This is a genomic window from Variovorax frigidus (genome assembly GCF_051216515.1).
In the GTDB taxonomy this organism is placed as follows: Bacteria; Pseudomonadota; Gammaproteobacteria; order Burkholderiales; family Burkholderiaceae_C; genus Variovorax.
This window is the reverse complement of the sequence record NZ_JBPJZF010000001.1, coordinates 53,119-72,708: the sequence shown is the minus strand read 5'-3', so window position 1 is coordinate 72,708 and position 19,590 is coordinate 53,119. Positions and strand designations below refer to the sequence as shown.

The 19,590-nt window shown below is 69.0% G+C and carries 19 protein-coding genes and 1 riboswitch; of the genes, 6 read left to right on the top strand and 13 right to left on the bottom strand.

Annotated features, from left to right (window positions below; genetic code table 11):
• Window positions 1-20: 20 nt before the first annotated feature.
• Genes ACSFBC_RS00335 through ACSFBC_RS00315 form a run of 5 tightly spaced genes read right to left on the bottom strand, consistent with a single transcriptional unit; the run spans window position 21 to window position 5,712 of the window.
• Window positions 21-1,025, bottom strand: coding sequence for a FecCD family ABC transporter permease (locus ACSFBC_RS00335; protein WP_435508329.1), 1,005 nt, complete (start codon window positions 1,023-1,025; stop codon window positions 21-23).
• Window positions 1,022-1,882, bottom strand: a complete 861-nt coding sequence (locus tag ACSFBC_RS00330) for an ABC transporter substrate-binding protein (protein ID WP_435508328.1) — start codon at window positions 1,880-1,882, stop codon at window positions 1,022-1,024. The genes ACSFBC_RS00335 and ACSFBC_RS00330 overlap by 4 nt, the downstream gene beginning before the upstream one ends.
• A complete protein-coding gene (locus ACSFBC_RS00325; RefSeq protein ID WP_435508327.1) occupies window positions 1,879-2,436 on the bottom strand; it encodes a bifunctional adenosylcobinamide kinase/adenosylcobinamide-phosphate guanylyltransferase in 558 nt (185 codons plus the stop codon). The genes ACSFBC_RS00330 and ACSFBC_RS00325 overlap by 4 nt, the downstream gene beginning before the upstream one ends.
• Window positions 2,426-3,772: a cobyrinic acid a,c-diamide synthase CobB gene (locus ACSFBC_RS00320; RefSeq protein WP_435508326.1), complete on the bottom strand. Its 1,347-nt coding sequence runs from the start codon at window positions 3,770-3,772 to the stop codon at window positions 2,426-2,428. Before ACSFBC_RS00320 ends, ACSFBC_RS00325 begins: the two co-directional genes overlap by 11 nt.
• Window positions 3,757-5,712, bottom strand: coding sequence for a TonB-dependent receptor domain-containing protein (locus tag ACSFBC_RS00315; RefSeq protein WP_435508325.1), 1,956 nt, complete (start codon window positions 5,710-5,712; stop codon window positions 3,757-3,759). Before ACSFBC_RS00315 ends, ACSFBC_RS00320 begins: the two co-directional genes overlap by 16 nt.
• A gap of 81 nt (window positions 5,713-5,793) precedes the next feature.
• Window positions 5,794-6,034: riboswitch (cobalamin riboswitch) on the bottom strand.
• 21 nt (window positions 6,035-6,055) lie between these two features.
• Between ACSFBC_RS00315 and ACSFBC_RS00310 the strand changes: the two genes are divergently transcribed.
• The 4 genes from ACSFBC_RS00310 (at window position 6,056) to ACSFBC_RS00295 (ending at window position 8,523) form a co-directional block, all read left to right on the top strand.
• Window positions 6,056-6,280, top strand: a complete 225-nt coding sequence (locus tag ACSFBC_RS00310; RefSeq protein ID WP_183023534.1) for a DUF904 domain-containing protein — start codon at window positions 6,056-6,058, stop codon at window positions 6,278-6,280.
• A complete protein-coding gene (locus ACSFBC_RS00305) occupies window positions 6,277-6,621 on the top strand; it encodes a cell division protein ZapA (RefSeq protein ID WP_435508324.1) in 345 nt (114 codons plus the stop codon). The genes ACSFBC_RS00310 and ACSFBC_RS00305 overlap by 4 nt, the downstream gene beginning before the upstream one ends.
• A 292-nt stretch (window positions 6,622-6,913) precedes the next feature.
• Window positions 6,914-7,729 (top strand): sulfite exporter TauE/SafE family protein, encoded by an 816-nt coding sequence (locus tag ACSFBC_RS00300; RefSeq protein WP_435508323.1) that lies wholly within the window; start codon window positions 6,914-6,916, stop codon window positions 7,727-7,729.
• 80 nt (window positions 7,730-7,809) lie between these two features.
• A complete protein-coding gene (locus ACSFBC_RS00295; RefSeq protein ID WP_435508322.1) occupies window positions 7,810-8,523 on the top strand; it encodes a YebC/PmpR family DNA-binding transcriptional regulator in 714 nt (237 codons plus the stop codon).
• 48 nt (window positions 8,524-8,571) lie between these two features.
• Here ACSFBC_RS00295 and ACSFBC_RS00290 read toward each other — a convergent pair whose 3' ends face one another.
• The 4 genes from ACSFBC_RS00290 to ACSFBC_RS00275 all read right to left on the bottom strand — a co-directional run bounded on the left by ACSFBC_RS00290 (window position 8,572) and on the right by ACSFBC_RS00275 (window position 14,566).
• A complete protein-coding gene (locus ACSFBC_RS00290) occupies window positions 8,572-8,733 on the bottom strand; it encodes a hypothetical protein (RefSeq protein ID WP_435508321.1) in 162 nt (53 codons plus the stop codon).
• A gap of 210 nt (window positions 8,734-8,943) precedes the next feature.
• On the bottom strand, window positions 8,944-9,804 hold the full coding sequence (locus ACSFBC_RS00285; RefSeq protein WP_435508320.1) for a cupin-like domain-containing protein: 861 nt from the start codon (window positions 9,802-9,804) through the stop codon (window positions 8,944-8,946).
• A 124-nt stretch (window positions 9,805-9,928) separates the two neighbouring features.
• Window positions 9,929-13,447, bottom strand: a complete 3,519-nt coding sequence (dnaE, locus tag ACSFBC_RS00280) for a DNA polymerase III subunit alpha (RefSeq protein WP_435508319.1) — start codon at window positions 13,445-13,447, stop codon at window positions 9,929-9,931.
• Between the two features lie 57 nt (window positions 13,448-13,504).
• Window positions 13,505-14,566 (bottom strand): Ldh family oxidoreductase, encoded by a 1,062-nt coding sequence (locus tag ACSFBC_RS00275; protein WP_435508318.1) that lies wholly within the window; start codon window positions 14,564-14,566, stop codon window positions 13,505-13,507.
• A 139-nt stretch (window positions 14,567-14,705) separates the two neighbouring features.
• Here ACSFBC_RS00275 and ACSFBC_RS00270 point away from each other — a divergent pair, with 139 nt between their 5' ends.
• Complete coding sequence (locus ACSFBC_RS00270; RefSeq protein WP_435508317.1) at window positions 14,706-15,491, top strand: sulfurtransferase; 786 nt, start codon at window positions 14,706-14,708, stop codon at window positions 15,489-15,491.
• Between the two features lie 184 nt (window positions 15,492-15,675).
• Here the strand turns inward: ACSFBC_RS00270 and ACSFBC_RS00265 are convergent, their stop codons facing one another.
• The 4 genes from ACSFBC_RS00265 to ACSFBC_RS00250 all read right to left on the bottom strand — a co-directional run bounded on the left by ACSFBC_RS00265 (window position 15,676) and on the right by ACSFBC_RS00250 (window position 18,406).
• Window positions 15,676-16,593: a pirin family protein gene (locus ACSFBC_RS00265; protein WP_435508316.1), complete on the bottom strand. Its 918-nt coding sequence runs from the start codon at window positions 16,591-16,593 to the stop codon at window positions 15,676-15,678.
• A 13-nt stretch (window positions 16,594-16,606) separates the two neighbouring features.
• On the bottom strand, window positions 16,607-17,161 hold the full coding sequence (locus ACSFBC_RS00260) for a flavodoxin family protein (RefSeq protein ID WP_435508315.1): 555 nt from the start codon (window positions 17,159-17,161) through the stop codon (window positions 16,607-16,609).
• A gap of 31 nt (window positions 17,162-17,192) precedes the next feature.
• Window positions 17,193-17,630, bottom strand: a complete 438-nt coding sequence (locus tag ACSFBC_RS00255; protein ID WP_435508314.1) for a DoxX family protein — start codon at window positions 17,628-17,630, stop codon at window positions 17,193-17,195.
• 74 nt (window positions 17,631-17,704) lie between these two features.
• On the bottom strand, window positions 17,705-18,406 hold the full coding sequence (locus tag ACSFBC_RS00250; protein WP_435508313.1) for a pirin family protein: 702 nt from the start codon (window positions 18,404-18,406) through the stop codon (window positions 17,705-17,707).
• Between the two features lie 144 nt (window positions 18,407-18,550).
• Between ACSFBC_RS00250 and ACSFBC_RS00245 the strand changes: the two genes are divergently transcribed.
• Window positions 18,551-19,504 (top strand): LysR family transcriptional regulator, encoded by a 954-nt coding sequence (locus ACSFBC_RS00245; protein ID WP_435508312.1) that lies wholly within the window; start codon window positions 18,551-18,553, stop codon window positions 19,502-19,504.
• The last annotated feature ends 86 nt before the right edge of the window (window positions 19,505-19,590 follow it).

Sequence of the window (19,590 nt, the reverse complement as noted above, 5' to 3'; positions counted from 1 at the left end):
GCGCGCTTCGAGTGCCGCGCTCACCGGACGCCTCCACGCCCGCGCCTGTGCATGAGCCAAAGCAAATAGCTGCCGCCCAGCACGGCGGTGAGCACGCCCACGGGCAGTTCCTGCGGCGCGATCAGCCAGCGCGCCAGCAGGTCGGCCGCCATCAGCAGCAGTCCGCCCATCACGGCAGACAGCACGATCAGCCAGGCATGGGTGGTCTTCACGATGGAGCGCACCAGGTGCGGCGCGGCCAGGCCGACGAAGGCGATCAGCCCCGTCTGGGCCACGGCCGTGCCGGTGGCCAGCGCCAGCACCGCGACCAGCGCCGCGCGCATCGCGCCCAGCGGCAGGCCCAGGCTGGCGGCGGTCGCCTCGCCCAGCGCCAGGCCGTCGAGCACCGGTGCCAGCGCCCAGCCCGCGAGCAGGCACAGCGCGCCGAGCCCGGCCATCACCGCACAGGCGCTCCAGCCGACCAGGCCGGTGCCGCCGAGCATGAAGCCCTGCAGCGCCTGCAGGATGTCGGCCGAGCCGATGGTCACCAGGTCCTTCGCTGCGCCCAGCACCACGCCGACGATCACGCCGGCCAGCAGCAGCCGCAGCGTCTGCTGCACACCGCGCGCGAGCGTCAGCGTCAGCATCACGGCCAGCACCGCGCCCACGAAGGCCGCGCCCGTGAGGCCCAGGCGCACCAGCCATTGCGCGGTCGAGGGCGCGGCACCGAACAGGGCCAGCGCGAGCGCGACGCCCAGCGAGGCGCCCGAGGCGCTGCCGAGCAGGTAGGGGTCGGCCAGCGGATTGCGGAACAGCCCCTGGGCCACCGCGCCCGCGAGGCCGAGCAAGGCCCCGGCCAGCCAGGCGCCGAGCGTGCGCGGCAGCCGGATCTCCCGCACGATCTGCAGCGCGACGGGGTCGTGGCACGCGGCCAGCACGCTCTCGAAGCCGGTGCTGCCGATGCCCACGCCCAGCAGCAGCAAGGCGGCGCACAGCAGCATCAGCACGGCTGCGAGGAGCCAGATGCGTTGCCGGTGACGGATCATCGCGGCGCCTTGTCGGCCAGGCAGCGCGCCATGATGCGCGCGGCCTCGCCCATGCGCGGACCGGGGCGCACCAGCACGTCGGACTCTTCCGCGGCGAAGCGGCAGATGCGGCCATGGCGCACCGCGCGAATGCTCGGCCAGCCCGGGCGCTGTTCCATGTCCGCGGCGCTGCGCACGCTGACCATGATCAGGTCGGGATTGGCGCGCACCACGAACTCGGGGTTGAGCTTGGGGAATGGGCCCAGCGCCGCGGGCACGATGTTCTTCACGCCCAGCCGCGTCAGCGTCTCGCCGATGAAGGAGCTCTCGCCCGCGCCGTAGGGGCCGCCGTCGACTTCGAAGTACACGCGCGTCGCCTTGGCCGCCGGCGACAGCGACTGCGCCGCCGCCGAGACGCTGGCATCGATCGCGCGCCAGACGCGCTGCGGATCGTCGGCCTGGAGCACGCGGCCCAGCTGGTCGAGCACACGTTTCACGTCGGCATGGGTCTTGGGTTCGAGCACCAGCACCGTGAGGCCCAAGGCCTCGAGCCGCTGCGTGACGCGCGAGGACTTGGCGAGCAGCACCACGTCGGGCTTGAGCGCGACGATGGCCTCGACGTTGGGGTCGATGCCGCCACCGAGCTGCGGCAGCGCGCGCACCGAGGCCGGCGAGTTCGAATAGCGGTCGACGCCGATCAGGCGCTCGCAGGCACCCAGCGCGCAGACGGACTCGGTGAGCGAGGGCAACAAGGTGACGATGCGCTGCGGCGGGCGCGGCAGCGTGACCTGCGCGCCGCGTTCGTCGGTGACGACGATGGGCTGCGCATGCGCAAAGCCGATCAGCAGCAGAAGAAGCCAGGGCAGGAAGCGCGTCACTTCGGTTCCTTCAGCGTCAGGGGCAGGCCCGCGGCCATCAAGGTGACGCGGTCGCACTCGGCCGCGATGTCCTGGTTGAGCCGGCCCAGCGCGTCGACGAAGGCGCGCACCTCGCGACCCAGCGGGATCACGCCCAGGCCGATCTCGTTGCCCACCAGCACGACCGGACCGCGCGCCGCGCGCAAGGCGGCCCGCAGCGCCGCGATGGCCGGCGCCGCGTCGTGCGTCACGCCCTCCATCGGCATCGTGAGATTGGTGAGCCACAGCGTGAGGCAGTCGACCAGCACCATCGTGCCGGGCGCGCTGTGGGCGGCGATGGCCTCGGCCAGCTGCACCGGCTCTTCGACGGTGCGCAGGCCCGGCACGCGCGCAGCCCGATCGGCCTGGTGCCGCGCGATGCGTTCGCGCATCTCGTCGTCCCAGGCGGTGGCGGTGGCGATCAGCACCGCGTCGTGCGCGGGCGAGGCGGCCAGCCAGGTGGCCGCGCGTTCCTCGGCGCGGCGCGACTTGCCGCTCTTCTGGCCGCCCAGCAGGTATTCGCGATCAACCCTCATCTGCAAATCCGATCGGCGCGGCATCGAACAGCCGCGCAGTGGCTTCAGGGCTGGAGGCGAACCAGGCGTGGAAGTAGCTCGCGCGGACCGTGCCGCGCACATAGACCGCTTCGCCTGCCGCCTCGGTGTGGGGCCGCGTGGTGCGCGCGGCCACGGGCTGCGGCGTGTCGCAGACCGAATAGTGAAAGGTGTGGCCGCGCAGGCTGTGCCCGGCCAGGGCCAGCTGCTGCGGTCCGAGCGCCGCGAGCCGCTTCTGCACCGTCACGCGGCCTGGCATCAGGCCCCACATCGCATGGGCTTGCCCGTCGGCCGTGACCAGCGTGTCGTACAGAGCCATCATGCCGCCGCACTCGGCCCAGATCGGCTTGCCGGCCGCGGCGTGGGCGATCAGTGCATCGCGCAACGGCGTGCGAGCGGCCAGCGTTTCGGCATGCAGTTCGGGATAGCCACCGGGCAGCCAGACGGCATCGCATTCAGGCAATGCATCGCCGGCCAGCGGCGAAAAGAATGCGAGGCGCGCTCCGAGTGCATCGAGCACGTCGAGGTTGGCCGGATAGAGAAAGGCGAAGGCGGCGTCGCGCGCGATCGCGATGGTGCGGCCGGCAAGCAGCGGCGCAACCGTTTCCACAACAGGGGCCTCGAAGCGCACCTGCGGCAGTTCCGCGACCGACAGCCGGCCCAGCGGCGTGGCCGCGAGCGCGTCGGCGGCGGCATCGAGCCGGGCCAGCGCGTCCTGCGTCTCGTCGGCCGCGACCAGGCCCAGGTGCCGTTCGGGCAGGGTGAAATCCTCGCCCTTGGGCAGGCCGCCGAGCCAGTGCGCGGGATCGCGCAGCGCGCCTTCGAGCATGCCCGCATGGCGTTCGCTCGCCACGCGGTTGGCCAGCACGCCGAACCACGGCAGGCCGGGCTTGAAATGCTGCAGCCCATAGGCCAGCGCACCGAAGGTGCCGGCCATGGCGCGCGCGTCGATCACCGCCAGCACGGGCAGGCCGAAATGCACCGCGAGGTCGGCCGCACTCGGCGTGCCGTCGAACAGGCCCATCACGCCCTCGACGATCAGCAGGTCGGCCTCGCCGGCCGCCGCGTGCAGGCGCGCACGGCAGTCGGCCTCGCCGTTCATCCAGAGATCGAGAGAATGCACCGGCGCACCGCTGGCCAGCGCGAGCCAGCGCGGGTCGAGGAAATCGGGCCCGCACTTGAAGACGCGCACGCGCCGGCCGGCGCGCGCATGCAGGCGCGCCAGCGCGGCCGTGACCGTCGTCTTGCCCTGCCCGGAAGCGGGCGCGGCCACGAGCACGGCGGCGCAGGCGGCGCTGCGGCTTACTGGGGCGACCACTTGAGCCCGAGGTAGGCGGTACGGCCCGCGGTGGCATAGATGCGGGCGAAGGAATAGTCCTTGTCGCCCGCGTTGTCCAGCCGGCCGATCAGCGTCAGCGAGGGCGTGAGCTTGGTGCTCGCGACCAGGTTGAGCACGGTGTAGCCGCCGAGTCGGCGCAGGTTGGCGGCATCGTCATAACGCATGGACGAAGTTTGCACCTCCGCGCCCAGCGTCCAGCCGGCCACGTTCCAGTCGGCGCCCAGCATGCCGTGGCGGCGCGCGCGGCGGGCCAGCAGCTTGTCGGTGCCGAGGTCGCGCGGGTCCTGGAAGTCGGCCGAGGCGCGCAGCGCCACGTCGCCGATGCGGTGGCCGGCGGTCAGGGTCAGGCCCTCGTACGCGGCGCGTGCGGTGTTGGCGTAGCAGCCGAAGGTCGAGACGCAGCCGCGTGCGCTGCCGTCGTAGGTGATCAGGTTGGTCACCTTGTTGCGGTAGACCACCACGCCGGCGTTGCTCGCGCCCGAGGTCCAGTTCAGGCCCAGTTCGACGTTGCGGCTTTCCTCGGGCTTCAGGCTTGCGAGCCCGTACTCGCTGAAGCGCTGGTAGAGCGTGGGCACGCGGAAGGCCGTGCCGACCGACGCGGTGGCGCGCCACTGCGGCGTGATCGCGTAGCCGTAGGCTGCGCTGCCGGTGGTCTTGGCGCCGAATTCGCTGTCGTCGTCGCGGCGCGCCTGCAACTGCACCGTGTGCGGGCCCTGCACGAAGCCGTAGCCCAGCGACACCGCGTTCTGCGAGCGGTCGCGCGCCAGCAGTTTCGCCGTGGCGGTGGCGGCGTTCTCCAGGTCGTCTTCCCGGCGCTCGAGCGCGGCCGTGACACGGTGCGCACCGAAATGCAGCTCGTTCTGGAACAGGTAGCCGCGCAGCGCGGTCTCGGTCCGGTAGAAGCTCGGATCGGTCTGGTAGGTGGTCTTGCTGTCGGTGATCTGCAGCCGCGTCGTGTAGTTATCGGTCCACTTGGCGATCCAGGCCAGGCCCGCGGTGCGCAGCGTGTTGGTCGAGGTGTCGTCGGGGAACACGGCCGGCGGCCGCGCGCCCGATCTGGAGGCGTCGTACTTCGCCTCGATGTCGCTGTACAGGAAGGTGCCTTCGAGCCGGTGCGCCGGGTTGATCTGGAAGCCCAGGCGCGCATTGGCCGCGGTGCTGCGGTAGCCGTCGCGGTCGGGGCTGGTCCAGCCGTCGGCCGCGTACTGCGCGGTCCTGACCGGGTTGCGCTTCGCGAGCGGCTGGATGTCGAAGCCGTCGCTCTCCTCGTACGAGATGCCCAGCGCGTAGTCGAAGGCACCGCCCACGCCCGCCGAGCCACTCACGCCGGCTTCGGCCTTGCGCAGCTGGCGGCTGCCGATGCCCACGCCGACGTAGGGGGTCGCGGCGCCTTCACCGCGCTTGGTGAACAGCTGGATCACGCCGCCGATGGCATCGGAGCCGTAGACCGCCGCGGCCGGGCCGCGCAAGACTTCGATGCGGTCGATCTGCCCCAGCGGGATGCCTTCCCAGCCGGCGCCGCCGGTGGACTGCGAGTCGATGCGCACGCCGTCGATGTAGACCGCGGTGAAGCGCGATTCGGCGCCGCGGATGAACACGCTGGTGGTGTTGCCGATGCCGCCGTTGCGGCTGATCTCGATGCCGGGCAAACGCGCCAGCACGTCAGCCACGCCGGTGGCGCCGCTGCGCTCGATGGTCTCGCGGTCGACGATGGACACGTCCGAGGTCAGGTCCGACAGCGGCTGTGCCACGCGGGTGGCCGTGACCACGGTCTCGGGCAGGGACCGCTGCTGAGCCAGTGCCAGGCCCGGGAGGGCCACGGCGATGGCGGCGCTCAGGGCGGCCAGCGGCAACGTGGCGTAGCGCACACGCACGGACACCGGCGCGCAGACGCCGTGGGGAGAGAAACGATTCTTCATGGGAACGAACTTGAGAACAAAACCCTGTCCGGCTTCCCCGCCGGACGTGTGGGCGTCACGAAGGTGGCCGCGACACGCGCACCCACCCTCACCTCGTTGGCCGGTATCCGGGCTGGCAGAACAACTGTCGTCGCCTTCCCAGGCACCTGTTTCAGGGCGCCCAGTGGCTGATTGACGAAAGCGGCGCGAGTGAATGCGCCGTCTGCTGGACCGTTGCGGGGGCAGCGCAGGCTGACCGCGGCCCGAGGGGCTCTGGTTTCTGCTTCCCGTTGAACTGTGCCGCGTGAACCGCGGCGCGAGCACCAACGCGGGCGATTCTAAGGGGCCCCTACAATCTGCAGCCATGTCCGCACAGAGCCCCATCGATCAGATTGCCGAGCGCGTTGAACGTCTGCTCGTGCGCCACGAAGAAATTCAGCGCACCAACACGCTGCTGCAGGAACAGGTCGATGCGCTGACGCGCGAACGCGACGCGCTCAAGTCGCGCCTCGCCGCCGCACGCACACGCATCGACGCGGTCCTGGAACGGCTGCCCCTCGACCCGCCACAGGATCCCGCCACCCCATGAAACAGCTCGAAGTCCAGATCATGGGACAGAGTTATCTGCTCGGCTGCCCCGAAGGCGGCGAAGCCCAGTTGCGCGAGGCGGTCGAACGCGTCGACGTCGCCATGTGCAAGATCCGCGACGCCAACAAGGTGAAGGCCCGTGACCGCATCGCGGTGCTCGCGGCGCTGAACCTCGCGTTCGACCTGGGCCAGCAGCCCGAGCCGGCCGAAGCGGTCGAGGCGGCCGCAGCGGCGCCCACCGAGGCCACGCCCGCCGTCGACGCGGCACACGACGCCGAGCGCGCAGCGCAATTGCTGAAGCGGCTCGACCAGGCGCTCGCGCGCGACGACCACCTGCTCTGACAAAAAGCCCGTGCGTTCACACGGGTGACAGCGATGCGGGCGTAAAATCGCACCTGTCTGCAGTGCGCGTCGGGCTTAATATTTCCTTGTTCCAATGCTCTCCGGAGCCGGGCTTGGTACATCGCTGGACGGGCGTGATCATCTCGCGTCAGATGAACCCGAAGTCCTGCTGCCCTCGCCCACCTGAACCCTGGTTCAGGATGCGGGTCCGGCGCATCCCACTGCAGACACCTTCTTCGCTCCGCGACGGCCCCCTGATCGGGGCCGTCGTTCTTTCTGCCGGACCGCCCCCATGCTGCTCGAACCGCTGTTGATCGTGGAACTCGCCCTGTTGGGCATCGGCACGGGTTTCCTCGCAGGGCTTCTCGGCATCGGCGGCGGCATGGTCATGGTGCCCTTCATCACCATCCTCCTCGGCCACCGCGGCGTGGCGCCCGACCTGGCGGTGAAGATGGCGATCGCGACCTCGATGGCCACCATCATCTTCACCTCGGTCTCGAGCGTGCGTGCACACCATCGGCGCGGCGCGGTGCGCTGGGACATCGTGAAGCGGCTGTCGCCCGGCATCGTGATCGGCAGCCTGGTGGGCAGCCTCGGCGTGTTCGCGCTGCTCAAGGGCACGGCGCTCGCGATCTTCTTCGCGCTGTTCGTCGGCTTCTCGGCCACGCAGATGTTCCTCGACAAGAAGCCCGCGCCGACGCGCCAGATGCCCGGCACCGGCGGCCAGTTCGCCGCGGGCGGCGTGATCGGCTTCATCTCCGGCCTGGTCGGCGCGGGCGGCGGCTTCATCAGCATCCCGTTCATGACCTGGTGCAACATCGCGATCCACAACGCTGTGGCGACCAGCGCGGCGCTGGGCTTCCCGATCGCGGTGGCCAACGTGGTGGGCTACATCCTCAGCGGCACCGCCGTGCAGGGCCTGCCGGCCGGCGCCTTCGGCTACATCTGGCTGCCGGCGCTGGTCGTCATCGCCGCCTGCAGCGTGTTCACCGCGCCGCTGGGTGCCAGGGCCGCGCACAGCCTGCCGGTGAAGAAGCTCAAGCGGGTGTTCGCCAGCGTGCTGTACCTGCTGGCCGCCTACATGCTCTGGAAGGGGCTGAGCGGCTGAGCCGCCGCTCCGCTCGATCCGGCGCGAGAATCTTTCATGCGGGCGGCCCGGGCCGTTCGCCCCAACTCAGGAGCACGACCATGGGCGCACAGTGGAAAGCAAAGCACAAGGACCTGGCCGCCAATGCCAAGGGCCGGGTGTTCGGAAAATTGGCCAAGGACATCATGATCGCGGCGCGCAGCGGCGCCGATCCCGCGTCCAACGCACGGCTGCGGCTGGTGGTCGAGCAGGCGCGCAAGGTCTCGATGCCCAAGGAAACGCTCGACCGGGCGATCAAGAAAGGCGCGGGCCTGACCGGCGAGGCGGTCCATTTCGAGCATGTGATCTATGAAGGCTTCGCGCCGCATCGCGTGCCGGTGATGGTCGAGTGCCTGACCGACAACGTGAACCGCACCGCGCCCGAGATGCGCGTGCTGTTCCGCAAGGGCCAGCTCGGCACCTCCGGCTCGGTGGCCTGGGATTTCGACCACCTCGGCATGATCGAAGCCGAGCCGGCCACCGCGGGTGCCGATCCCGAACTGGCGGCCATCGAAGCCGGCGCGCAGGATTTCGAAGCCGGCCATGAGGAAGGCGCCACGCTGTTCCTCACGGCACCGGCCGACCTCGACCTGGTGAGCCGCGCGCTGCCGGCGCAGGGCTTCACCGTGCTGTCGGCCAAGCTGGGCTACAAGCCCAAGAACCCGGTCGATCCGGCCAGCCTGAGCGCCGAGGATCTGGAAGAAGTCGAAATTTTCCTGGCCGCGATCGACGCCAACGACGACGTGCAGAACGTGTACGTCGGGCTCGCCGGCTGACGGGCCGGGGCGGCGCTCGATCACCCGAACGCCCCCGCCGCGCGCGGCTCAGGCCTCGAGTTCGGCCGTCTCCACGAAATCGAGTGCGCGGATGTTCTCGGCCAATTGCCGAAGCCGTGCCCAGGTGCCGCCCTCACCCATGGAAGCGGTCAGAAGCAGTTGGGCGTACTCGTCGGTCATGGCGGTCCATTGCTCGAATCTGCTGTCCATGTCTCGGCTCCTTCTGCTGGTAGAAATCACAGCTCGGAGACAAGGAATGCAAAGCGCGTGCCACGACCTGCTGCGGTCCGGGCCGACTGTAGGGCTCACCTAAGTCATTGAGATGAATCGGCAGCGCCCGTCGCCGCCGATGTGCGTGTCACGTTACGGCCAATGGCTTTGTACCCGTAACACCAAAGACAACACCGTGCTGCCGAAGGCTCAACGGCCCCGAACACGGCTGGCCGCCTGCCACAGGCTCGATTTCGCGCTGTCGCGCCAGGCCTGGGCACCGATCGGCGCCGGCGCCATGCCGAAGCGGCCGAGCACCTTGCGCGAGGCATGGTTGAAGTTGAGCGCGCGGCGCCACGCCATCGACTGGCGCGTATTGAAGATGATCGACATCGAAATCGACACGTCGTCCGGCCCATTGCGCACGTGGTGGCCCGCGACGAAGGGAATGTGGATGGCCTCGCCCGGCTGGAAGGCGAAGCAGGTGCCGAGCGCGTCGGTTTCCTTCGACCAGTTGAGCCGGGTGTTGGCATAGGACACATAGGCTTCGCGCTGGACCGCTGTCACGACCCGCTCGTCCCATTGCGGGAACACGGTCACTTCCTTGCTGCCGCGGAACTGCATCAGGAAGGTGGAATAGCGGTCGATGTGGAAAGGCGTCACGCTGTTCGGCGAGGCGATGAACAGGTAGAGCTGCGGGTCGACCGCTTCCGTGCCCACGCCGTGGCGACGCATCAGGCTTTCGACGTCGCCGATCAGTTCGCGGTGCAGCGACGCGAAGGACGGATCGATCTCCGGGCCGCTGACCATCACGTACGAATCGCCGACGCGGATGTTCTCGATGGTCTCCTCGATGCTGCGCTCGGCCGGCTTGCGGCTGAACGTGCCCTCGAAGTCGTCGCCCTCCTTGAGGCGCCCCATCGAATACATCACGCGCTTCGGTGGCAACGCCGGAATCACGCGCGCCAGGTTTTCAAGGCTCAGCGCCGGGTGCCCCATGAGCTTGTGCGGAAACTTGAAGGCCTCGCGATCGAACTGCTCGAATGCCGCACCGTCCTCGAAACACTGCATCGCCCACTCCAGTTCTCGCTTGCCGCGGGCATCGGGCCGCGCGGCTGCGCCGAAATGGCGCGGGCTGGAATGTAGTCCTTTTTACTAATTGCAACAAGTTATTTCGGCGATTCGCGCCCGGATTTCACTCGTAGACGATCACGGCCTTCCCGGCCTCGGCCTGCGCGGTCCAGCTGGCCAGCGCCGCATCGTTGGGGAAGAACTTGGCGCGTTCGCCCAACTCGAGTTCGACCTTGGCGCCGCCGCGCGCCATCGTGAGACGCACCGGCAGGCCCTGGCGCAGTTCGCCCACTTCGCTCATCTCGATACGCGGCGGGAAGTCCTTCACCAGCTGCGCGATGTCCGGCGCCTTGCCGTTGACCGCCACGCGCAGATAGCGGCCGAAGCGGCAGCGCGCGGTGGCGAGGTCCCAGACCTGCTGCACCTGGAAGCGGGCCTCGAAGCCGTTGCGCCCAGGCTGCAGCCGACCGCTGACGATGACCAGCTCGTCGTCCTTCAACGTGTTGCGGTTGGCGTTCATCACCGCCTCGTCGGCGGTGGCGTCGATGGCACCCGACTTGTCGTCGAGCTTGAAGATCGCGAGCCGGCCGCGCTGGCCGTTGATCACGCGCATGTCGCTCACGATGCCCGCGATCACCTGCGGCTCGCGGCCGTCGAGCAGGTCGTCGATCTGGCGCTTGCAGAAGCGCCGCACCTCGTGCGCCACCTCGTCGAACAGGTGGCCCGACAGGTAGAAGCCGACAGCGGTCTTCTCGTAGGTCAGCCGCTCCTTCACGCCCCAGGGGGTGGCGTCGATCAGCTCGGGCTCCTGCGAAGCCGAGCCGTGTTCGCAGTCGCCGAAGATGTCGACCTGCGAGGCGTTGGCCGCCGTGGCGGCGGCGAATTCGAAGGCGCGGTCGAGCGAGGCGAGCAGGGACGCGCGGTTCTGCTGGATCGCGTCGAAGGCGCCGGCCTTGATCAGCGCCTCGACCGTTCGCTTGTTGATGCGCTGGCGGTCAATGCGCACGCAGAAGTCGTAGAGGCTGGTGAACGGACCGCCCTCTTCCCGCGCCCGCACCACCGCCTCGACCGCGAGCTGGCCGGTGCCCTTGACGGCGCCCAGGCCGTAGCGGATCACCTTGTCGGTCACGGGCTCGAAGCGGTAGTTGCCGCGGTTCACGTCCGGCGGCTCGAAGGTCATGCCGAAGTTCTTGACCGCGTCCTCGAACAGCAGCTTGAGCTTGTCCGTGTCGTCCATTTCCACGGTCATGTTGGCGCAGTAGAACTCGGCCGTGAAATGGACCTTGAGCCAGCCCGTGTGGTACGCCAGCAGCGAGTAGGCGGCCGCGTGCGACTTGTTGAAGCCGTAGCCCGCGAACTTCTCCATCAAGTCGAAGATCTCGTCGGCCTTGTCCTGCGGAATGCCGTGCGTGGCGAGCGCGCCCGCGCGGAATTTCTCGCGGTGCTCGGCCATCTCCTCGAGCTTCTTCTTGCCCATCGCGCGGCGCAGCAGGTCGGCGCCGCCGAGCGAGTAGCCGCCCAGGATCTGCGCGGTCTGCATCACCTGCTCCTGATAGACCATGATCCCGTAGGTCTCGGAGAGCATCTCGGCCACGGCCGGGTGCGGGTACTCCACGGTTTCGCGGCCGTGCTTGCGCGCCACGAAGCTGGGAATCAGGTCCATCGGGCCCGGGCGGTACAGCGCGTTGAGCGCGATCAGGTCCTCGAGCCGGGTCGGCCGCGCGTCCTTGAGCATGCCCTGCATGCCGCGCGATTCGAACTGGAACACCGCCTCGGTCTTGCCGTCGGAGAACAGCCGGTAGGTGGCGGCGTCGTCGAGCTTGATGTCTTCGTAGTTGAAGTTCTCGCGGCCCTTGTGGCGCTTGACGATGAACTCGCGCGCGATCTCCAGGATGGTCAGCGTGGCCAGGCCCAGGAAGTCGAACTTGACCAGGCCCACGGCCTCCACGTCGTCCTTGTCGTACTGGCTCACGGCCGAGTCGCTGCCCGGCTGTTGGTAGAGCGGACAGAAGTCGGTGAGCTTGCCGGGCGCGATCAGCACGCCGCCGGCGTGCATGCCGATGTTGCGGGTCATGCCCTCGAGCTTCTGCGCCAGCTCGACCAGCATCCGGACTTCTTCTTCCTTCTCGATGCGCTCCTTGAGCTGCGGCTCCATCTCGATGGCGTAGTTGTTCTTGTCGCCCTCGATCTTGGTCGCGGGCGGGTACTGCAGCGTGACCGACATGCCCGGCTTGTTCGGGATCAGCTTGCTGATGCCGTCGCAGAACATGTAGCTCATGTCGAGCACGCGGCCCACGTCGCGGATCGCGGCGCGCGCGGCCATGGTGCCGAAGGTCGCGATCTGGCTCACGGCGTTGCGGCCGTACTTGTCCTTCACGTAGTCGATCACGCGGTCGCGGTTGCCCTGGCAGAAGTCGATGTCGAAGTCGGGCATCGAGACGCGTTCGGGGTTCAGGAAACGTTCGAACAGCAGGTTGTATTCGAGCGGATCGAGGTCGGTGATCTTGAGCGCGTAGGCCACCAGCGAACCGGCGCCCGAGCCCCGGCCCGGGCCCACCGGGCAGCCGTTGGCCTTGGCCCACTGGATGAAGTCGCCCACGATCAGGAAGTAGCCGGGGAAGCCCATCCCGAGGATGGTCTTGATCTCGAATTCGAGCCGCTCGACGTAGCGCGGGCGTTCGGCGTCGCGCTTGGCTGCATCGGGATAGAGGTGCTTCAGGCGCACCTCCAGCCCTTCGAAGGACTCCTGGCGGAAGAAATCGTCGATCGGCATGCGCACGCCTTCGGACACGAAGGGCGTCGGGAAATCGGGCAATTGCGGCTTGCCCAGCACCAGCGTCAGGTTGCAGCGCTTGGCGATCTCGACCGTGTTGGCGATCGCACTGGGCACGTCGGCGAACAGCGCCTCCATCTCGGCGGCCGACTTGAAGTACTGGTCGCGCGTGAACTTGCGCACGCGGCGCGGGTTGCCCAGGATCTCGCCCTCGGAAATGCAGACGCGCGCCTCGTGCGCCTCGTAGTCCTCGGCGGCGCCGAACTGCACCGGGTGCGTGGCGACCACCGGCAGCTTGAGCCGTGCGGCCAGTTGCACCGCGGCCATCACATGCGGCTCGTCCTCGGGCCGACCGGCGCGCTGGAGTTCGATGTAGAAGCGGTGCGGAAACAGGCTGGCCAGCTGCAGCGCGAGCTCGGCCGCGCGTTCTTCCTGGCCTTGCAGCAGCGCCGCGCCCAGCGGCCCGGCCTGCGCGCCCGACAGCGCGATCAGGCCGCCGTTGAGCTCCTGCAGCCAGGCCAGTTTGCAGGCCGGCTGGGACTGGCCCCGGCCGACGTTCTGCGTCCAGGCCCGAGCCAGCAGCTCGGACAGGTGGAGATAGCCCTCGGTGTTCTGCACCAGCAGGATGACCCGGGTTAGCGCGCCGGGCTCGGCGCCCAGGCCCTCGATGACGACTTCGGCACCCAGCACCGGCTTGATGCCGGCGCCGCGCGCTTCCTTGTAGAACTTGACCGCACCGAACAGGTTGTTCAGGTCGGTGATGGCCAATGCGGGCTGGCGGTCGGCCTTGGCAGCGGCAACGACTTCGTCGATGCGGTTGGTGCCGTCGACGACGGAGAATTCGGTGTGCAGACGCAGGTGGACAAACATCGCGTCATTGTAGGAAGCCGGGCCGCCCGCGCCGACGCCGGGCCTCCGTGCAATGTGCTAGGGCGCGCCGTCCACGCCCAGCCGCGCCGCCAGGTCGGCCAGCGCCTTCCAGCCGCCCTCGCCCAGTTCGATGTGCGTGGCGTGGCGCGCGCGGTTGCGGGCTTCGTACTCCCCCGGGTACTGCACCCCCTGCTCGCCATCCGCGCCCGGCTGCGGCGGGCAGGACAGCAGGTAGTCGATGAACGCGCCGGTCTCGTGGGCCTGCCAGGCCGCCGCGCCCGCACGCGCGGGGTCGAACACCAGCGCGAACAGGTTGTTGGTCGCCAGTCCGCCGCGCGGGTGCTCGGGTTGAATCGTGCCGCCACCCGACAGCACGCCCGCCAGCAGTTCGGCCACCACGCCCAGCGCATAGCCCTTGTGGCCGCCGAAGGGCAGCAGCGCGCCCGGCGGGTTGGCGAACATCACGGCCGGGTCGGTCGTGGGATGGCCCTGCGCGTCGATCAGCGCGCCGGGTGGCGCCGCCTCGCCTTCATCGGCCAGCACCCGCGCCTTGTTGAGCGCGATGGTGCTGGTCGCCATGTCGACGATCAGCGGCGGCCGGCCGTCGGGCAGCGGGCTCGCGAAGCACAGCGGGTTGGTCGTCATGCGCGCCGCGGCGCCGCCAAAGGGCGCGACCATCGGCGGCCGATGCGTCACGTTGGTGAAGGCCATGAAAACCATGCCGGCGGCCACCACCTGCTCGCCGTAGTGGCCCATGCGCCCCAGGTGATGGCTGTCGCGCAGCGTCACGATGCAGTGGCCGTGCCGGCGGGCGGCCTCGATGGCCGAGGCCATGACCTGTTTGCCCACGAACTGGCCGAAGCCGTGGTGGCCATGCCAGGCCTGCAGGCTGCCGGTGTCGTTGAGCAGTTCGGGCCGGGCCGTGCCGTCGAGCTGGCCATCGGTCAGCGCCTTGGCGTAGCCCGGCAGGATCGAGATGCCGTGGCTGGCGTAGCCCACGCGGTCGGACTCGACCAGGTGCAGCGCCACATCGCGCGCGATGTCTTCTGGCACGCCCTGCTTGCGCAGCAGGTTTTCGACGAAGCGCAGGGCGGCGGGAATGGCGAGGCGGAAGCTCATGCGGTGGTCTTCCAGGAAATGGCGCCGGACGGGCAAAGGCCCATGGTAGGCCGCACGAAGACCGCACAGCTTGCGCCAGGTCAATGACGGGCGATGCGGGCGGCGACCCCGCGGCCCCGGCGCTTCTACAATTCCGCCCGTGCTTCCCATCCTCAACATCGCCGCCTATCTCTTCAGCGCCATTGAAGACCCCCTCACCCTGAAACCCGTGCTGCTGGCCAGCGCGCAGGCCCGCCAGCTGATGGGGACCATCCTGCTGGCGCCCGAGGGCATCAACCTGTTCCTCGCCGGCGCGCCGGAGGAAGTGCGGGGCTTCGTAGGCGAACTGCGCGCGGACCCGCGCTTCGCGGCGCTCGAGACCAAGGAGAGCTGGTCTGCCACGCAGCCCTTCCGCCGCATGCTGGTGAAGGTCAAGCGCGAGATCATCCGCATGGACCATCCCGCGATCCAGCCGGCCGCGGGCCGCGCGCCGGGCGTCGAGGCGGCCACGCTCAAGCGCTGGCTCGACCAGGGGCATGACGACGCCGGCCAGCAGGTCGTGCTGCTCGACACGCGCAATGCCTTCGAGGTCGACCACGGCACCTTCGAAGGCGCGATCGACTGGCGCATCGAGAAGTTCACCGAGTTCCCGCAGGCGCTGCTGGACCACCGCGACGAACTCGCGGGCAAGACGGTGGTGAGCTTCTGCACCGGCGGCATCCGCTGCGAGAAAGCCGCGATCCTGATGCGCGAACAGGGCGTGGAGAACGTGCTGCAACTCGAAGGCGGCATCCTCAAGTATTTCGAGACCATCGGCGGCGCGCACTACCGCGGCGACTGCTTCGTGTTCGACGGCCGGCGCACGCTGGCGTCCGACCTGAGCGCGACCGGCAATGCCGCGAGCGCGCGGGCAGCGGAAGACCCGGATCTGGCGATCAAGGGCTGAGAGTCTTGCTCCCTCTCCCTCTGGAACAGGGAAAAAACGGGTTCAAGCGTCGGTAGGAGGTCTTGCTCCCTCTCCCTCCGGGAGAGGGTTGGGGTGAGGGCTCGCAGCCCTCGACGAGGCCCATCGTCGAACGACCACCGCTGCCCTCACCCTGCCCTCTCCCGGAGGAAGAGGGAAAGAAACCTCAGGCCGGCGTGGTCCCCGTGTCCGGCGCCGGGCTCTGCACCTGGAACGGATGCCCCGGCAGCGGAATGAACTCGGTCTCGCCCGGCACCTGGCCCATGCGCTGGGCAGCCCAGTCCTCACCCGCCTGCAGGATGCGTTCGCGCCGGCTCGAGACGAAATTCCAGGTGATGTAGCGCGGGCCGTCGAGCGGCTCGCCGCCGACCACCATCAGGCGCACCGCCGTGTCGGCGCGCAGCGTGGCGCCTTGACCTGCCGACAGCGACGCCATGGTGTGCGCCTCGACCGCCACACCGTCGATGCGCACGTCGCCATCGACCGGATACACCGCCAGCTCGGGCGCCAGCGCCGGCAGCACGAAGGACGCGCCCGCGGGCAGCGCGATGTCGAGGTACAGCGTGGGTGCGAAGGTCTTCACGGGCGAGCGCACGCCGAAGGCCTCGCCGATCAGCACACGCACCCGCACACCCTGTTCATCGACCTCGGGAATCGCATCGCTCGCCGTGTGCGTGAAGCTGGGCTCGACTTCCTCGAAGGCCTGCGGCAACGCCGCCCACAGCTGCAGGCCATGGTTGACGTATTCGTCGCCGCGCAGGCGCTCAGGCTTGCGCTCGGAATGCACGATGCCACGCCCCGCGGTCATCCAGTTGATGGCGCCGGGCAGGATCTCCTGCACGCTGCCGAGGCTGTCGCGATGCATCATCGCGCCCTCGAAGAGATAGGTGACCGTGGCCAGCCCGATGTGCGGATGCGGGCGCACGTCGTGCTGGGTGTCGGGCGTTTCGGTGGCCGGACCGAAATGGTCGAAGAAGACGAAAGGCCCCACCGAGCGGCGCTGCGCGGCAGGCAGCAGGCGGCGGACCTTGAAGCCGCCACCGAGGTCTTTGTCGTGGGGGCGGAGCAATGTGGGTGCGGTCATTTTTTTCTTTCGTTCAGCGCGTGCGCGCAGCGGTCACCTCGGCCACGCGTTCGCCGAAGGCGCGCGCGGTGTCGAAGTCGCCCTTGGACATTTCGGCCGGGCTCGCGTCGGACGGCGAGACGGTCAGCAGGCCGCCGTAGCCGCCCACGTAGTTGAGCGCGTCGCGGCGCGCGGCCTTGTCGTTGGCCGGATGGATGCCCATGCTGATCCACAGGCCTCCATGCTGCATGGCCAACGTCCACAGATAGCTCAGCGTCGCGACCTTGTCGCCGTTCATGGTCGCGCTGTTGGTGAAGCCGGCGAAGAGCTTGTCCTTCCAGCCTTCCGCGTACCAGACCTTCGACGAGGCATCGGCGAACTTCTTGAACTGCCAGCTCACGCCGCCCATGTAGGTCGGCGAGCCGAACACGATCGTGTCGGCCTCGGCCAGGGCTTCCCAGCCGCCGGCGGCCAGGTTGCCGTCGGCGTCGATGGCGATCAGTTCGGCACCCGCAGCGTCCGCCACCGCCTGCGCCACGCGCTGGGTGTGGCCATAGCCGGAATGGAAAACGACGGCGATGCGGGGCATGCGGAATCCTCTTGAAAAAAGAAGTCGCAGCTTAGCGCTTGTCGATGCTCAGGCGGCCCGGACCGAAGGCCCAGACGACCAGCAGGCCGCCGACCACGGCGATGTTCTTGAAGAACATCAGCTGGTTCACGAAGGCCTTGTCGGCCGGCATGGCCCAGTAGTTGTGGAAGGCGAAGGTGGCGACCAGCGTGAACAGCGCGATGCCGATGGCGGCCCAGCGCGTCTTGAAGCCGACCAGCAGCGCCAGGCCGAGGCCGAGCTCCACCAGGATCGCGACCGCCGCCGCGACCTGCGGCAACGGCAGGCCGACCGAGGCGATGTAGCCGACGGTACCGGCAAAGCCCATGAGCTTGCTGAAGCCGGCCGGCACGAACAGCGCGGCCAGCAGGATGCGGCCGACGAGTGCGGCGACGTCCTGGCTGCCGGAGGTGGAAACGCCCGTCGAACGGGTGGCGGAAATGGTGGACATGGAAGAACTCCTCGGGTTTGGAATAGAAAAGAACAGACAAAAAGAGGCCGCCCGTAAGCAGCCAGAGGGGGAAATCAAGCAGCCAGGTCGAACACCAGCACTTCGGCATCCTTGCCGCCGGCCAGCGCCAGCTGCGCCTCGCCTTCGAGCAGCGCGGCGTCGCCGGTCACCAGCTTGCGGCCGTTGACCTCGAGCTCGCCGCGCACCAGGTGCACGTAGCTCTTGCGTGCCGGGTCGAGCGTCAGCGCGGCGCTTTCGTCGCCGTCGAGCAGGCCGGCATAGAGCCGCGCATCGGCGTGCACCGTGACCGAGCCGTCGCTGCCGTCGGGCGAGGCCACCAGCCGCAGCCGGCCGCGCTTGTCGGCCGCGTCGAACTGCTTCTGCTCGTAGCCCGGCGCGATGCCGCGTTCGTTGGGCAGCAACCAGATCTGCAGGAAGTGCGTGGTCTCGTCCTTCTTGTGGTTGAACTCGCTGTGCATCACGCCGCGGCCCGCGCTCATGCGCTGCACGTCGCCGGGCGGAATGCTCTCGACGTTGCCCATGCTGTCCTTGTGCGCCAGTTCGCCCGACAGCACGTAGCTGATGATTTCCATGTCCTTGTGGCCATGGGTGCCGAAGCCGGCGCCCGCCGCGACGCGGTCTTCGTTGATCACGCGCAGGTTGCCGAAGCCCATGTGGGCCGGGTCGTGGTAGCCGGCGAAGGAGAAACTGTGGAAGGACTTGAGCCAGCCGTGGTCGGCATAGCCGCGTTCTTGGGATTTGCGAATCGTCAACATCGTTGAACTCCTGGGCCCTGAGGCCTCTTTCGAAGAGCCGCGCCGTGTGCGCAGCGGATGTAGGTAACTTTAGGGCGCCGCATCGGACCTGCAGTGGCCCGCATTTGATGGCACCATTCAATTTTTTTGAATGAACGAGATGCCATGCCCAACGCCCGTGACGTGCTCACCCCGGAAGCCCTCGCCATGCTGCAGACGGTGGTCAGCGCCGGCAGCTTCGCAGGCGCGGCCCGCGTGCTCGACCTGGTGCCCAGCGCGCTGAGCTACCGCGTGCGCCAGATCGAAGACGCGCTCGACGTGCTGCTGTTCGACCGCAGCGCGCGCCAGGCTCGGCTCACCGAAGCCGGCGCCGAGCTGATGCGGGAGGCGCCACGGCTGCTGGGCGACGTCGAGGCCGTGGCCAACCGCGTCAAGCGCGTGGCGACCGGCTGGGAGCCGCTGCTCACCATCGCGATGGACAGCGTGATCGCGCGCGATCCGATGCTCGACCTGGTCGGCGCCTTCTACGCGCTCGAGCCGCCGACCCGGCTCAAGCTGCGCGACGAGACCCTGCTCGGCACCATCGAGGCGCTGGCCAGCGGCGAGGCCGACCTGGCCGTCGGCTCGGTGCTCGACGCGGCCAGCCTGGGCTTCACCGCGCCCTCGATCCGCACGCGGCTGCTGGGCGAGCTGCACTTCGTCTATGCGGTGGCGCCACACCATCCGCTGGCCGCATTGCCGCAGCCGATCGACGACGCCACGCTGCGTGCGCACCGCGCGGTGGCCGCGGCCGACTCCTCGCGCGCCGGCCCGCGCATGACGGTCAACCTGATCGGCGGGCAGGACGTGCTGACCGTGCCCACCATGCAGGCCAAGCTGTCGGCCCAGTTGCACGGGCTGGGCGGCGGCTTCCTGCCCGAGCCCATGGCGCGGCCCTACATCGAGGCCGGCCACCTGGTCGAGCTGCGCACCGAACGCGTCCAGCCGGTCGGGCAGATGCATCTGGCCTGGCGCGTGCGCAGCAACGCACAGCCGGGCCGCGCGCTCGAGTGGTGGCTCGCGCAGTTCGAGCACGAGGGCACGCGGCGGGCTTTGCTCGAGCGGCATCGCGGCCGCTGACGCTTCGGAACGCCGCCCAAGCCGAGGTAGAGTCAGCTGCCCATTCGTCATCGTCGCGTCATCGAACGCCATCCAGAAAGAGACCT

Coding starts and splice junctions, on each gene's coding strand:
- ACSFBC_RS00335 (WP_435508329.1), bottom strand. CDS start 1,025: ATGATCCGTCACCGGCAACGCATCTGGCTCCTCGCAGCCGTGCTGATG.
- ACSFBC_RS00325 (WP_435508327.1), bottom strand. CDS start 2,436: ATGAGGGTTGATCGCGAATACCTGCTGGGCGGCCAGAAGAGCGGCAAG.
- ACSFBC_RS00315 (WP_435508325.1), bottom strand. CDS start 5,712: ATGAAGAATCGTTTCTCTCCCCACGGCGTCTGCGCGCCGGTGTCCGTG.
- ACSFBC_RS00310 (WP_183023534.1), top strand. CDS start 6,056: ATGTCCGCACAGAGCCCCATCGATCAGATTGCCGAGCGCGTTGAACGT.
- ACSFBC_RS00305 (WP_435508324.1), top strand. CDS start 6,277: ATGAAACAGCTCGAAGTCCAGATCATGGGACAGAGTTATCTGCTCGGC.
- ACSFBC_RS00300 (WP_435508323.1), top strand. CDS start 6,914: ATGCTGCTCGAACCGCTGTTGATCGTGGAACTCGCCCTGTTGGGCATC.
- ACSFBC_RS00295 (WP_435508322.1), top strand. CDS start 7,810: ATGGGCGCACAGTGGAAAGCAAAGCACAAGGACCTGGCCGCCAATGCC.
- ACSFBC_RS00290 (WP_435508321.1), bottom strand. CDS start 8,733: ATGGACAGCAGATTCGAGCAATGGACCGCCATGACCGACGAGTACGCC.
- ACSFBC_RS00285 (WP_435508320.1), bottom strand. CDS start 9,804: ATGCAGTGTTTCGAGGACGGTGCGGCATTCGAGCAGTTCGATCGCGAG.
- dnaE (WP_435508319.1), bottom strand. CDS start 13,447: ATGTTTGTCCACCTGCGTCTGCACACCGAATTCTCCGTCGTCGACGGC.
- ACSFBC_RS00275 (WP_435508318.1), bottom strand. CDS start 14,566: ATGAGCTTCCGCCTCGCCATTCCCGCCGCCCTGCGCTTCGTCGAAAAC.
- ACSFBC_RS00265 (WP_435508316.1), bottom strand. CDS start 16,593: ATGACCGCACCCACATTGCTCCGCCCCCACGACAAAGACCTCGGTGGC.
- ACSFBC_RS00260 (WP_435508315.1), bottom strand. CDS start 17,161: ATGCCCCGCATCGCCGTCGTTTTCCATTCCGGCTATGGCCACACCCAG.
- ACSFBC_RS00255 (WP_435508314.1), bottom strand. CDS start 17,630: ATGTCCACCATTTCCGCCACCCGTTCGACGGGCGTTTCCACCTCCGGC.
- ACSFBC_RS00250 (WP_435508313.1), bottom strand. CDS start 18,406: ATGTTGACGATTCGCAAATCCCAAGAACGCGGCTATGCCGACCACGGC.
- ACSFBC_RS00245 (WP_435508312.1), top strand. CDS start 18,551: ATGCCCAACGCCCGTGACGTGCTCACCCCGGAAGCCCTCGCCATGCTG.